Raw genomic sequence first — 13403 nt, 5'->3', positions numbered from 1 at the left:
AAAAAAATTTTCCGGAGACTCCACCGAGGCCGAGATGGAGACAAGTGGCCAAGCGACCCCGTCGATAACACTCGCCCCGATTGAGGAAACAAAGCGAATAGGCATCCGACTGATGGCAGATGATGCACTTGCTACCGCTAGACTCAATCACGAAGAGTCAATGACCGTATGGGTTGAGGATCCCCGTTTCTGTTATTCCCGCTGACCGCCGATAGCCCCATCGGTGAGCAGCGCGAGGATCAGATAGACAAAAATGAATCAAGACCCAACGTATCGTGAGGTGCAACTGTTTCGCCAGCGGTGGCTCTGGATACTGCTCGGAGGAATGGCGTTGCTCATGCTCGTGTCGGGGCCCCTGTTATGGCCCGGTCTCGCCATTATCGGAGTTGTCGCGACGTTCCTCTACAGTCTTCGTCTCGAGACGGAAGTCAGAGCTGACGGCATCTATCTCAAACTGTGGCCCATCCACAGGTCGTTCCGTCAAATCGAGTGGTCGGACATCGAACGCTATGAGTCGAAAAAGTACAGGCCCCTCCGTGATTTTGGTGGGTGGGGAATTCGCTGGGCACCGGGGAAGATCGCCTATAACGTTAGTGGGAATCAAGGCGTCTGGCTTGAGCGGAGGAACGGCGGCTCGGTTCTCGTTGGATCACAACACGTCGAGGATTTCGTCACCGCGATTGACGAAGTCTACGAAGACTGAGTGAACCGTCGCTGACTCGCGCTAGCACTCATGCATTGAGAGTAGCAGTCTCGTCTTCTGCGGAACCGGAAGGTGGATTCATTGTCGAAGCTAAATCGGGAAATACTGGGGCTGAGTCGGTTGTCCTTCCCAATCGTGTCATCTATTTCTGGCGAAATCACGCCACGGTTGTATTGACCACATTGGCGAAATCTCACTTTCTGCCGCCCCACAACGCCGCGAGAGTGTAGTCTTCTTCGGCGAACTCAGGGGATCAACCGTCCAAGAGAGATAGCGGATGGGCTTGCTTGACATCTTCACGACTGATTACGGGGCTGGGGACTCTTGGCTGGGAGATCATCTGAGCCCCGTCGATCACGGTACGAGATTATATGCAGAGCGTCGGTAGCTGATGTAGCTGAATGATTCTCTCCGTATCGAGGGAGAAGAATGGTCGACGGCCCGACCTTGTTCTACCTAGCGTGCCGACATCCGGCGAATTTTGCTTTACTCACCCACATACATCAGTTGTGGCAGTCCGTTATGAACGTCCATTGTGAACGGTCATTATGAACGTACAGTATGGTCATAAGGTGTGGTCTGTAGTTGCTACAGTGAGTAATGTGGTGTGTGTCTGAGCAACTCTTATTATCGATGCGGATGATGGTGCGCACATGCTACCAATAACCGTCTATAACCAGAGTGGTGGCCAATCCAAATCCACGATCACCAGAGATCTCGCCGCCGCCTACGCCGAACTCGGTCTCAACGTCCTCATCGCGGATTTCGACGCGCAAAATGGGAGCGTCTCGAACTATCTTGGCGTCGACGAAGACAAACACAACCCCGACGCCGACGACCTAACGCTCCACCTCATTGACCAGGGCAAAGGGCCGTTCCGCGATCTCATTCGCACGGCCGACGACGGCATCGACGTCATTCCCTCACACAAACGCTTCAACCGCGTCGACCAACGCCTCGACCAACACGCCGACTACCTCGAAGCGTCCAAACCCCCCGAGTGGGAGTATCCCCGATACAAACGCTTTTTCCAAGTCCTCCAAGACAACGACATTCAGGACGAGTACGACGTCATGCTCGTCGATCCGAACGCGAAAGCCGACGAAGGCTACTATCTCGCCCTCTACGCCACCCGCAACATCCTCATCCCTGCCGAACCCACGCGCGGCGGCATCGAGAGCATCGCCGGCGTCGAAGACAGCGCCCGCAACTTCGCCGAAGAGATGGATATCAACATCACACTAAGCGGTGTCGTTCCATCGAAAGTCGACGCCGGAAAGAAGATTCACAAAGAGTACCTCACTAAGATTCACGAGCAGTATCCGGCTCCAGTCTACTTCAAAAACCTCGGTGCGTTCGAGAAGGCCGAGGAGAACTACGAGACGGTGTTTTCTCAGCTGAAGGACGGCCGCATCCGTGACTACAACGCGGACATCATGCCGAAGTTCCGCACCCTCGCATCGTACATCTACCATCGCGCGGGCCAAGACCTCCCTAACGGCGGGTGGCCGCGAGAAGATCTATTCCACGGGAACGACATCTGGGGAGAAGTCGACCTCTCTCAGCTGACAACTGGCGGTCCCGACGCCGCTGAGGTGTCACAATGAGCTTCGAGTCAGGCGGCGATATGGAGAACCCGTTCGAGGACACAAATGACGAAGGCGACGACACTCAAGCCGACGAATCAGTAGAGATGGACATGGAAGACACGCAGCCTGTCGAGGACGACGAATCGACCAACGAGACCACTGGACAGGCGTCGAGTAATACGAGGCGCGACGACTTACGTGAAGCCGGTGTCGGACAAGAATCCGAGACCGGAGTCGACTACATTAGCGACCTTAAATCCGGCCGCAGGCACTCGAACGAGCAGCTCGCGAGAGCACTCATGCAACCGGAGTATCACTCCGAGTCGCCGCCAGTCCCCTACGCGACGTGGCGAGATGGAACGTCGACGGCACGCGACCGGACCACGCTCGAACTCAACCCGGACGTCGACGACCTTGTCCGAAAGGCCCAAACCGAGTTCGAGGACCGCTATGGCACGAACATCACAAAGGCCGATCTTCGCGAGTTCGCGATGGTGTACGGCCTCGCACACCTCGATGACGTCTTCGAGATGGCTGAAGAATGGGGCATCCAGTACGACAACTGAACCTATGCGCTTCCGTAATTGGCTTCGAACTGTTCCTTGACGTCATCAATATACAGACTTGTGAGCATATCCTTGCCAACTCTAAAGACGAATGGTCCATCCGTACATGAGGAGAAACCTGAGTGGTAGAACTCAGCCAGATACGCTCTAACCAACTATCTAGTAAGGCTTTCAATTGTTACCGAATTATTGGTAACCACCAGATGTACGAGGTGCTCGACGACACGGCAGCCCAGGTCATCCTCGCCATCAAAAGTGGTGACTCCATCCGGCGTGTCGCTCAGCACCTCCACAGACCGTACGAGACGGTGAGACAAGCCGTCAACCGTCTCGAAGACGGCAGACCTACGTCCACTATGACGACGGCCTCTCTGTTGTCGACCAGCGCGTGAGAGAAGCCGCGCGCGAGCTGGTCGCGGCAAGCGCCGGCGTGAGTCCACCCTCCATCGAGGAGGCATACATCATCCCGCAGTTCGGTGACTGGCCGTTCGCGTTCACGCGGATCGACACCATCTACGTCTGGATACAGGGCGGCTACCAGGTCAGCCGCGATCCCGACGACTACCCGCTCTTCATCGCTGTTCACGAGCAAGACGTCGACGCCTGGGAGACGTTCTTCGAATCGTTCGGGCTACCAACCACCTTCGAGCGCCAGCCCAGCGACGAGATCGATGGACCACTGCAGATCGTCCTCGATCCACAGACGTCACTCGAAATCGAGGACGTCGAAGGCTACCTGGTTATACCGCGCGAGGACACGATCGAGTACATGCGCGAGCACTACGCGCAGTTCCAGTCGGCGCTCGCGATGCTTGACCGTATGTACGACGACCTCGATCTCGGTGTCACTAGAGGCGAGGATCTCAAGCATGGCTCTCGGAGTGATTTCGGGGCATCGGCTGTCTCTGTTGAGACAGTCACGGCACTCCAGCAGTATCTGTCTGATCAGGTCGAACAGCTGCGGTGAAACAGCTTAGAGAGCCCGCGGATCAATATCAACGACGCTGGCAAAGGCAACGTTCTCCTGAACCTGCTCGATTTCGACGGTCGGCTCATCACCGGGTTGGCCACCAGGAACGATCACAACGTATCCACGGTCAACTTTCGCGATTCCATCACCCTGGTCGCCGGTTGTCTCAATTGTCACGTCCCGAATTTCGCCCTCCTCAACCGGCGGCCCAGAAGATCCACGCTGTCGGTCAGATTGGGCACGATCTGCGGACGCGGGCTCGTGCTCGTCCTGCGCCGTCGTGGGTGAGTCGAAGACAGCGATCCGATACGTTTCGCCGAGGGAGACAGTGTCATGATTGAGCTCCCCGGACGGAACCTCGACAACGTATGTCCCGTCCCGTTCGTGAACAGTCGCGCTGAAAACAGAGCGAAGCGAGTCCGGAATTTCGACCATTCGATGGTCCAATACTCGGCTGGTAGAGAACTTAACTCCATGGAAACGGCACGAGACAGCGACCTCCTGTATTGACGGGTAGTGCGGTGAAGCCACCGTTCTACCGCGATTGAACGTGAGAAGATGTGTTCTTGTTCGTACGGCCACATGGGATCTGCAAACGTCACGTCGAAAGAGGGTTAACCAACATCTCGACTCAACAAACCGTAGTTGTTGGTTAATACTATGAGGTACGGTAATCGCAGCGAAGATATCGAAGGGTAACAGGATCGCTGACAGGGGGCAAAGAACCCTACGACAGCTTACGAATAGGCGTCGTTGAACTCGCGTTCACGGCGCATCAACTCCTCGACACCATGCTCGAGGATCCCGCGTCCCATCGCTGTTGGCCGATAGTACGTGTAAAAGCCCTGGCTGTCAGCGGTTCGTCGCTGGCGCTTGTCGACGAGCCCCACATCAACCAGTTCGTCGAGGTGGTAGTGGAAATTGTGCGGCTCGACGTCGACCACAACCTTGAGGTCAGCAGCACTCAGTTCGTCGTTCGCGACGAGTGTTCGCAGGATGCGAAACCGCGTCGGGTGGCCGATCGCCTGTTGCATCGTGAGATACTCCTCGAGCGTCAGCCCGCTCTCCTCAGGGAGCGGCGGCTCCGGCTGGCGAACGTCCTCTGTTGGCTGGCGATCGGTTTCGGACATTGAGGGATGCCTCGGTTCGAGAGTTGGGACGCCACATACTTAGTCGTTCTCTACTAGAATATTCCTGAGAACACCGATATTTATATACTACTGTTCCGAATCGACGACTCGAATGCGGCAACGGATTATCGACAATCTCTCCCGGGCCACTGAAGATTCGGACGCCCTCACTCCAGCCCGGCGCGAACAGTTTCTCGTCTATCTGATGGGGCCGTACCGGACGTTCGACGTCGACGCGCTGCTACCGGCGGACGCGGATGTCGAAACCGACGTCCCGTCGTTCGCGACGTGGGACGAGGCCAGCGGCGAGTACGCTGAAGATGAGGTCTTGCGCCTCCTCCAGGAGACACGAGACTGTCTTCGCGACCGTGGCTTCAATGCCTTCCTCGCGATTGACGTCGGGATCTCGCTCGATGAGATGGATGCCGCCACACAAAGTATTGCCTTCGCGCAAGCCAGCAATGCGACGATTTTCATCGCCCCACAGGTAGGCGATAATCTCGGCGTCGGGATCGAGATCGGGAGCGTCCTTGAAGATCTGCTGTCGACAGCCGGAATGCAGGGACCGGCGGCCGACGCGACTCCACCAGAGCGCACGCGGCGGGTGATGGTCGCGACCGAACCATCGGTTCGAAGTGCCATGCTTGGGGCGGTCCACGCACGCTGGGACGCCAGCGTCCGGACGTTCACCGATGCCGCGGACTGCTGTCGGCTGTGCGCGCAGTTCTGTACCCACATTCAGAACGAAGAGCTCTATGGCTCGCTTGAGAGATTGGGATGATTCCGCCCCAAGCAAGAGAGGTAATATAGATTTCACGAAGGTCTCCCATGAGAGTTCCTCGAAAGACGAGGGGTGCCGGGAAGACCTACGCTCAGGAAATACGGAGTGTTGGATCCGGAGGAATCGAGAGCGGCTCCACTGCTTCTCAAGAATACCGGTGACTCGAGATCGCGGAGGGGCAGCCCTATCGATTTGTTGTGTGAGAGACCAACAAACTGTGTGGACCCACCCCTATCGACTTGTTCACGTCAGCGACGAAACTGAGTCGTCGACAACACCCTCGCCCCTATCGATTTGTTCGAGGGATGAGCTACTTTTTGAGCTGTGCGTTCACGACGGTGCGGAGTTCGTCGTCGTGGACGTCGTCTAGCCGCGAATCTTCCCGGAGCGTCTCAATAATGGTCTCCGGATTCTCACCAAACGTGAACTCGAGATAGCTGCCCGAGTGTGGCCCCTGACTTTTCCGCTCTGTCTCAACCAAGGAATACGTCGTGAGTTCCTTCATCTTATTCACGTACGTCTCCTGGTGGTACTGATCCGAATCAAGGGTGCCGGTCAGGTACTGATATACTCGGTATCCGATCGGGCTTATCGCTGCACCAGTTCCGGTTTCACACGCTACAGCTGCAGTCGCGAAAAGACAGAGCTTCTTCTGTGTGCTGATCCCACGAGTCACCTCTAACACGCGGTTCTTCTCAACTTTATCCTGAGCTTCTCGAACGTGCTCTTCACGGATTTCGTTTGCACCCGTTTTTTCTGCAATCGACCCCGCTGTTCGCATCAGGTCGATCGCCTTCCGTGCGTCCCCGTTGGTTTGCGCGGCGAAGGCTGCTGCAAGAGGGATGACGTCGTCACTGAGTGCATCCTCGTGGAAGGCATCTTCCCGAGCCCAGAGAATTTCCCGGAGCTGGTTGGCGTCGTAGTCACTGAAGTGAACGTCCTCGGGGGTGAACGAACTGAGAGCTCGACTTCCCACGCTCTCCATCATTTTCGTGTCGTTCGTGATCGCGGTCACGGAGACTTGGGCGGTGATCTCGTTAGTACTTCCAGCGCGAGAGAGCTGATAGAGAAGTCGGGAGAAGGCTGGTTCGTCCTTATCGCGACGACCGACGAGCATGTCGAGTTCGTCGAGGATGAACACGACTGTATCGTAGTGTTCGTTGATGAGGCGGTAGAGTTCGCGCCATTTTTTCTTGTTTGGAACCCCGTGCTCTGGGACATCGACAGTCGTTCCGATGTCGTTCGACACCTTTCGCGCAAGTTCGTAGACGGCTGCGCCGAGGGTCCCCACGTTCTGGCAGTTCATCTGAATGACGCCGAACCGGATATCACGACTTTCACAGAGTTCGACGATATTCTGGCAGACAGCGTTGATGATGAGAGATTTCCCGGTCCCGGAAGGGCCATAGAGGAGAAGATTCGGTGGCCGCTCGTTACTAATCGCAACGCGAAGGTGCTGAGTGATATCAGTGAGCTGGGTGTCACGACCGACGATACGTTCTTCGTCGACGATCTCGTTCGGTTCGAGGAGCGACCGGTTCTTGATGAGACTCGCGGCTTCCTCCTGCTCGAGAATGAGATCTTTGATAGAACCCGTGGACTCAGGGGTCTCCTCGGGACCAGGATCCGTGGGCATACCGAACCCCACTCTATCAGGATACTAAAAGATTCCCCTGTCGATTTCTTTTCTACCGGTACGGCGTTCAGAACCGGGATATCAGAGGGTTACACCGCTGTCTTCCGCGACCCCCGACGATTTGTTAGGAACCCTTCGTCTGGACCAATCCAGGAGAACTCCCGAACACCCTCTCACCCCTATCGATTTGTTCTGACCACAAAGGAGGGGTGGGGGTGAGAGAGTTCCCGAACGGACTAACAGTCCATCTCCGTCACGAATAGCACGGAATCGAGAGCTGCTTTCATCTTCTCTTTCTCTTCTTTCTAGTTCTAGTTCTAGCTAGCTAGTAGAACACACCTCTATCGACTTGTCCTAACTACACTCCTTCACTCTATTTCTTTCCTGATCAAGTATATAAACACGGATTGGGAAAACCAGGTGACGAACAGTGGGTTCAGGCATATTGTAGGTATCAGGGCGGGACGTCTTGCTATCCCCTCAGTTTCCCAAGTGAACTACTCTACACTCACCGCTATCGGTTTGTCTAATGCTACTCCAGTCTACCGAATCTAGTAGAAATCGAGCTAATAAAGACTGATACGGTTAAATGATCTCATCCAGATGTGCCATATCCTCGTGAGTTCCTCGTGATCAACTCTCCCCTCCCCGCCCTTACTCGCCAGAACAAATCGATAGGGGTGGGTGTGTGGTCTTATCGACACGGTCGCGATAGATGCAGCCGATCGTGTATAGAGCCGACTCTATACTCGATTTCGGCATTTTCGTCCCATTGGTTCAATACTAGTCTTTCGTGTATGCCTCCCCGCTGAACAAATCGATAGAGGTGACCCTCCGTATGCTGGTGGTTTCGTTGAACAAGTCGATAGGGGTGCGTCTCACCAACTACTCAACCGACGTCAGAGATCTCGACCTCAAGTCTTCTTTAATGGCGATGGTACCGCAGACATGTAGGAATTCATTCAATTCGCTACAGACCGATTCGCATTTGAGCGAAACGCTTTTTCACGCAACACTCGAAATCTGTGGTAATGAGTACGTCCGACCACACGCCAAGCGACCTGGAGTCCGTTCGGGAGCGGCTCAACGTGGTCACCCAGGAGACGCGGTTCTCGCTCCTCCAGGACATCCTCGGGCATCCGTCGGAACTGCCGACACTGAAGGAACTCGACTACGTCAACCCGAACAAGAGTCAGACGACGATTCGCCAGCACCTCCAGCAGCTCGTCGACGCCGGCATCGTCATGGAGGTGCTCCTGCCCGAGGACCGCCGGCAGAACGACCTGCCGTACAAGTTCTATGGGCTCAGTGAAAGTGGTCGGCAGTTCCTCGAGGAACACAAGCTCCTCCGGGCACAAGACACGCTTCTAGAGATATATGACCGGGTTGAGAAGACGGACGACATCGAACGGTACGAGACTGCCCCGCGACCCGAGCGCTAACAGCTCTCGTCTTTCACTTCGCAGATGGGGTGTCACCCCGAACAACTGGGCAGCCGACTGTGACGTTCTCTCGTCTATTCGCCGGGATTGACGGGACCTTTGTACTGAGAGCGGATCTTGTCGCCGTCCCGCCACTGCCAGTAGTAGTAGCGGTTATCGTTGATCTCCTTGATCGTAATCGTCGCCTTCGATGGAACGTGATCCGGGAGGTCGTCTGATCGTTCTTCGATCTCGTCTTCATCCTCCGCCTCAGCAAGGCGATCTTCACGCTCACGGTATTCAGCGAGTTTCTCAGCGTAGCTCGCGATGTGGCGAAGGAGTTCGGGCGAGTAGTCGTCGAGAGTATCGACGACGTCAGGGGGAAGGTCTGCTGAGGGCGTCGGTGGCTCGTAGGGCATGGGCTGACCAGTGTTAACCAACACAGACGCAAAAGGCATAGTTTTGTTGGTTAAATCACTATCAACGGTTCTCCTGCACCTGTAACACTACTCGAAACTCTATATCAATGAGTTTCACCTGATGTTACAGCCCCCGAGGACTCTCGAACACTGGACGATCCTACGAGTTCGAGGGGAGCCGTCCATCAGGTCGTGGAACCCGCCCTTGTTTGATCTCGTGATCGACTCGCCGGAGATGTTTACAGCCGCCCTCGGGCGTTCGTTTCCTCCAGTCTGGACACGTGCAGGACTCGCTGATCACGTCGACCTCGTACCAACTCCCGGACGCGGATTGCACCTCGTAGCGACCGCCTTTTTCGAGCAGCGAGACGGCCATCTCCTCGTCGACGGCGCGTCTGGTGCGTGGTTCCAACTCGCCGTGTTGGTTCGCGTGCTCCGTGACGATCATTCGATCGCGAACGTCGCCAGTTCGTCCACCGTCAGGCGCGACGGCAGCCGGACCGTGGAGACGATCCTGCAGGAGGTCTTCGACCGGATGGCCTTCCGACCACAGATAGTGCACTTCGCGACGTTCACGATGGTCGTAGGAGCCGCAGGCGGCGGCGCTGCCGGCCCAGACACGCCACGCGCCGAGTGTAGCCATCACGTCGACGATGATCCGCGGAACGGTCTCGTACTCGTCGGGGTAGAAGATTCGGAAACGGGTACACTCTTCTCGGGGTGAGGCGTCGTCCCACCACTCGACGTCGTCGCCCCAGCTGTCGAACATCGACTCGTCATCTCCGTACCCGACGGTCACGCCGTCGATCTGTGGCACGTCCACCGACATTTCATCAGCTTCGCCTTCGAGCAGTCGGAGCACGGCGTATCTGAGATACTCGTGTTCCGGATGGTCGGTCGACTGGGCGACTTGGTCGTGGTATTCTGCGACTCGTTCCGCCTCCTCGAGAACGGTAGTTAGGTACTGGTCGGTCATGGGTCGATGGAGACGGGAGTGCGCCTCCGCCCCTCGGCGGGCGCTGATAAACTTAACCAACGACGACCCGTATTAACGTCCGATTGTTGGTTAACTGGAACGGACCACGAGTTCAGTCCTCGGCAACTATGCCGATAATCTCCTGGGCGGTCGAACTGATTCGACCGAGCCGATCCTGGATCACCTCCGCATCGTCGTTCTCCCACGCGGCGAGGTAGAACGCTGACCCGCTCGTGTCCAGTCCGAGAAACCGACCAACGATGTACGCGACGGCTTCCGCTTCGACTTCGCGTTTCGCTCTCTCGGTGTCGTCGTCGACGTCGAAATGCAGTAGCGCGTGAGCGTACTCGTGAATCAGCGTCACCGCGAGGTCGGCCTGATTCGCTCTATCTTTCGCTTCGACGACGGGTTGGCATTCGTGGAGGTTCCGGTGTTTGCAGACGCCTTTTGCGTCGCCATGCTCCCACTCAGCAGCGTTGACGACACGGACGTCTATATCGAGCGTAGTTGCTGCATCGAGGAGTGCTGGCACCAGGTCGTCGGCGTCTCCAGCTGCCTCGGTTTCCAGCTCGGGGAGCGGTTCGCCCTCGGTTTGAGACACATCGAAGACGGCAGTTGGTTTGAATCCAACCAGTCCTTTAGACCACTCCTCGGGCGGTGTCTCGTCGTAGTCACAGTCGCTTTGCTCGTGGTAGCTCGGTGAGTTCTCGCACTCGGGGCACTGCTTCGTAATAATGGGTGCCCAGATCCAGATCGCCTGTTCGCCTTCCTGGACGTACCGGTCGAACTCGTTCCGCCAGGTGTTGTAGCCCGCGACCTTCGTCGCCTCGGGGCACTGCAGCTTGATGAGCAGCGTGTTGCGATGGGAGTAGTCGTGGAAGCGACTCTGGACGTTGAGCCACTCCTGAAATTCCTCGCTGGCCTGGGCCTCGTCAACGTCGTCGACGAGCTCGTCGATCCAGGCTTCGATGGTACTGTGCATCTCGTCGTGTCGCGTGTCGGTCTCTTCGAACGAGACCGACGGCTCACTGGCTGTAACCATTGTATTCACCGAATCGAGTTCACGGCGAGTGCGTCAGTTCAGACGCGCCGCACCCCTCGGGGGCGCACAACAAACAACGGCGCTGCTGAGAGGGGTATATCGAGGTCGCTGTCGGAGGCTGGGATTAACAACGGTGCGAAGGTACCGTCGAGAGTATGGGGCTCGTCGACGTGCTTCGCGGGGTCATCCGAACCAGCACGGCCGATACGGCCACGCTGTATGAGTGCCGCCACTGTGGCACGACCCTCTCGGTCGACGCCGAGACGTGTCCGACCTGTGGTGGCGAGGACGTCGCCTGCTACCGATTCTAAGTAGGTCTTGCTCGGACCGCTACACTCGTTGCCGGCACAGCTTGAGTGATCGTGTTCGTTCGGCCCCCCTCGGTGTGAATGGGGAAATCTGGTTATCGGAGCGCTGCTTTCTCGTCAGCGAAGCCGACCGCAACGAGATACGCGAGGAACGCGTCGAACCGCTCGACGTCGCTGGGTGTGTCCGTCGCGAGGTGTCGCACCCACTCAATGGCCCACTGGAACGCGGGGTCTGTTCCGCCTTTGCCGTGGATATACCACCACCGAGCTGCTTTCAGGACGACGAGCGGATTCGTTGGTGGCTGCTCACCGGCGAGGCCACGCGTGATCGACTCGATCTCCTCGGGCACCCCGGCGGGATCGACCTCGCCTGATTGCGTGTTCGCTACGTCGACTGGAATTGCATCGACCGAAACGTCGTTCGTACGCTGTTGCTGACTCACCATCGAGCCCTCGCCCTCTCTGGAGGGCGCGACAAACCGCTCGTAGCGTCACGTAGGCGGAAAGTAGACGCTTTGCTCGCCGGCGATCTCCTCGAGGTTGTTTCGGTGCCGATGCGAGAAGTAGCACTCGTAGCTGCAGTAGCCACAGGTATCACCGGTGTCGTACTCGGCGACGAAGGGACCGCGCCGGGTCGTCCAGACGTTCGCTCCGCAGTCGGTACACGCAGCACTATCGAGATCGGTCGGCGATGGGCCTTCGTACTCGATCTCGAGAGTGTCGTCGTGTGGGGTCGCGTCGGGCCAGACACCGTGAGACTGCCAGAAGGCCTTGAGGCGGGCGAGACTGTGACGGACCGTCTTCCGAACCGTGACGTGGTCAGCGTTGCGACCGCTATCATCCCAGCCGTCAGCCGTCCAGAACTCACCGAACTGCGCGCCGCGATGCAGCCCGTTCCAGTCAAGGCCGACGATGTCGGCTGGTTGCTCGTCCGTGAGCGTCGGTCGGGTCAGCTGTCGGATGGCTTCGAGTTGTTTTGGTGGACTCCCGCCGAGGATATGGACGCGCCGACCGCGCCAGTCGGCCGGATCAGAGAACTCGTGGGCCAACCGGTCGGCGTACCCACGCGAATAGCCAAGAACGAGATCCTTGGGAATTGCGTCGATCACCGCTTGAGACTTTGGGACGATGATGAGCTCGGCCTCGGGGTAGCTGGCGTGAATCTCACGAGCAGCAGCGACGTGGTCATCGACGTCGCCGCGTTCGTAGATGTCGCCGATGACGCCGACCTGTGGTTCTTGCTCGAAGAACCGATCGACGAACCGATCCAGATCGGGGTTCCGAAAGTCGTTGTCAAGCATCCCGACGGGGAGGGTGAGATTCTGATATTGGTTCTCCTGATACCCGCAGTCCTCCCGAAAGCCGGGAAGGAAACCGAGCTTATAGGCATCCAGAGTGAACGGGGCTCGATGGAGGAACGCCAGGATGTCGGCTTGTCTGGCGGCAGCGATGTCGCTAGCCGTTCTGGAGTCTGTACTCAAATCGAGGGACATGATTGGAGTCACGAGGCCGCTGTTGGCCGCCCCGCGCCCCTTCAGGGGCCTGAAAAACCGAGGCGCAGTCTGTTAACCAACAATGGGAAACCCACGCGGAGCTTGTTGGTTAATAACAGAGCTTACTCTTCGTCCTCACGCAGCTCTTCAGCCTTCCACTTGAGCCGGCGCAGAATCTGCGTCCGATTCTGATGGGCGTTCTCGTAGGCAACGCACTCCTGGAGGGTTTCCATATCCGGGATCGTCGCGATCCCTGCCTTGATCAGGCGTGTGTTCGGTGCTTCCAGACGCTTCTCTGGAGGGAATTCGTTACTCTCTTCGTCGTTAGTGGTCCCCATCTCAAAGAGCCTCCACCTCTTTGGGGCCGAC

15 protein-coding genes and 1 pseudogene are annotated in these 13403 nt (G+C 57.2%); 7 read left to right on the top strand and 9 right to left on the bottom strand.

Annotated elements, in window-relative coordinates; translation table 11 throughout:
• Window positions 1-253 precede the first annotated feature (253 nt).
• The 4 genes and pseudogenes from KZ498_RS22030 to KZ498_RS22015 form a co-directional block, all read left to right on the top strand.
• Window positions 254-703 carry a hypothetical protein gene (locus KZ498_RS22030; RefSeq protein ID WP_312621631.1) on the top strand — a complete coding sequence of 150 codons (450 nt, stop codon included), beginning with the start codon at window positions 254-256 and terminating at the stop codon, window positions 701-703.
• A 653-nt stretch (window positions 704-1356) separates the two neighbouring features.
• Complete coding sequence (locus KZ498_RS22025; protein WP_058365046.1) at window positions 1357-2310, top strand: ParA family protein; 954 nt, start codon at window positions 1357-1359, stop codon at window positions 2308-2310.
• Window positions 2307-2858, top strand: a complete 552-nt coding sequence (locus KZ498_RS22020; RefSeq protein WP_125919943.1) for a hypothetical protein — start codon at window positions 2307-2309, stop codon at window positions 2856-2858. The genes KZ498_RS22025 and KZ498_RS22020 overlap by 4 nt, the downstream gene beginning before the upstream one ends.
• A 203-nt stretch (window positions 2859-3061) precedes the next feature.
• Window positions 3062-3717 (top strand): annotated as a pseudogene (locus tag KZ498_RS22015) (helix-turn-helix domain-containing protein); the annotation flags it as partial.
• A gap of 114 nt (window positions 3718-3831) precedes the next feature.
• Here the strand turns inward: KZ498_RS22015 and KZ498_RS22010 are convergent.
• Window positions 3832-4263, bottom strand: coding sequence for a TRAM domain-containing protein (locus tag KZ498_RS22010; protein ID WP_123115060.1), 432 nt, complete (start codon window positions 4261-4263; stop codon window positions 3832-3834).
• A 302-nt stretch (window positions 4264-4565) separates the two neighbouring features.
• Window positions 4566-4958 carry a helix-turn-helix domain-containing protein gene (locus KZ498_RS22005; protein WP_058365039.1) on the bottom strand — a complete coding sequence of 131 codons (393 nt, stop codon included), beginning with the start codon at window positions 4956-4958 and terminating at the stop codon, window positions 4566-4568.
• A gap of 112 nt (window positions 4959-5070) precedes the next feature.
• Here KZ498_RS22005 and KZ498_RS22000 point away from each other — a divergent pair, with 112 nt between their 5' ends.
• On the top strand, window positions 5071-5739 hold the full coding sequence (locus KZ498_RS22000; protein WP_058365038.1) for a hypothetical protein: 669 nt from the start codon (window positions 5071-5073) through the stop codon (window positions 5737-5739).
• 310 nt (window positions 5740-6049) lie between these two features.
• Here the strand turns inward: KZ498_RS22000 and KZ498_RS21995 are convergent, their stop codons facing one another.
• On the bottom strand, window positions 6050-7375 hold the full coding sequence (locus KZ498_RS21995) for an orc1/cdc6 family replication initiation protein (protein WP_058365037.1): 1326 nt from the start codon (window positions 7373-7375) through the stop codon (window positions 6050-6052).
• A 1031-nt stretch (window positions 7376-8406) separates the two neighbouring features.
• Here KZ498_RS21995 and KZ498_RS21990 point away from each other — a divergent pair.
• Window positions 8407-8817 (top strand): helix-turn-helix domain-containing protein, encoded by a 411-nt coding sequence (locus KZ498_RS21990; protein ID WP_058365036.1) that lies wholly within the window; start codon window positions 8407-8409, stop codon window positions 8815-8817.
• A gap of 74 nt (window positions 8818-8891) precedes the next feature.
• Here the strand turns inward: KZ498_RS21990 and KZ498_RS21985 are convergent, their stop codons facing one another.
• The 3 genes from KZ498_RS21985 to KZ498_RS21975 all read right to left on the bottom strand — a co-directional run bounded on the left by KZ498_RS21985 (window position 8892) and on the right by KZ498_RS21975 (window position 11233).
• A complete protein-coding gene (locus KZ498_RS21985) occupies window positions 8892-9215 on the bottom strand; it encodes a hypothetical protein (protein WP_058365035.1) in 324 nt (107 codons plus the stop codon).
• A 160-nt stretch (window positions 9216-9375) separates the two neighbouring features.
• Window positions 9376-10191, bottom strand: a complete 816-nt coding sequence (locus tag KZ498_RS21980) for a hypothetical protein (protein ID WP_123115061.1) — start codon at window positions 10189-10191, stop codon at window positions 9376-9378.
• Window positions 10192-10303: 112 nt separating this feature from the next.
• Window positions 10304-11233: an ArdC-like ssDNA-binding domain-containing protein gene (locus KZ498_RS21975; protein ID WP_123115062.1), complete on the bottom strand. Its 930-nt coding sequence runs from the start codon at window positions 11231-11233 to the stop codon at window positions 10304-10306.
• 155 nt (window positions 11234-11388) lie between these two features.
• Here KZ498_RS21975 and KZ498_RS21970 point away from each other — a divergent pair, with 155 nt between their 5' ends.
• A complete protein-coding gene (locus tag KZ498_RS21970; RefSeq protein ID WP_176329434.1) occupies window positions 11389-11544 on the top strand; it encodes a hypothetical protein in 156 nt (51 codons plus the stop codon).
• 92 nt (window positions 11545-11636) lie between these two features.
• Here the strand turns inward: KZ498_RS21970 and KZ498_RS21965 are convergent, their stop codons facing one another.
• From KZ498_RS21965 to KZ498_RS21955, 3 genes are all read right to left on the bottom strand, one after another.
• Window positions 11637-11984 (bottom strand): hypothetical protein, encoded by a 348-nt coding sequence (locus tag KZ498_RS21965; protein ID WP_123115217.1) that lies wholly within the window; start codon window positions 11982-11984, stop codon window positions 11637-11639.
• 48 nt (window positions 11985-12032) lie between these two features.
• Window positions 12033-13034, bottom strand: coding sequence for a DUF6610 family protein (locus KZ498_RS21960; protein ID WP_058365360.1), 1002 nt, complete (start codon window positions 13032-13034; stop codon window positions 12033-12035).
• A gap of 122 nt (window positions 13035-13156) precedes the next feature.
• On the bottom strand, window positions 13157-13372 hold the full coding sequence (locus KZ498_RS21955; protein ID WP_058365358.1) for a hypothetical protein: 216 nt from the start codon (window positions 13370-13372) through the stop codon (window positions 13157-13159).
• Window positions 13373-13403 lie beyond the last annotated feature (31 nt).

Source organism: Haloarcula sp. 1CSR25-25, from assembly GCF_032027985.1.
In the GTDB taxonomy this organism is placed as follows: Archaea; Halobacteriota; Halobacteria; order Halobacteriales; family Haloarculaceae; genus Haloarcula.
This window is presented reverse-complemented; position numbering and strand designations above follow the sequence as displayed.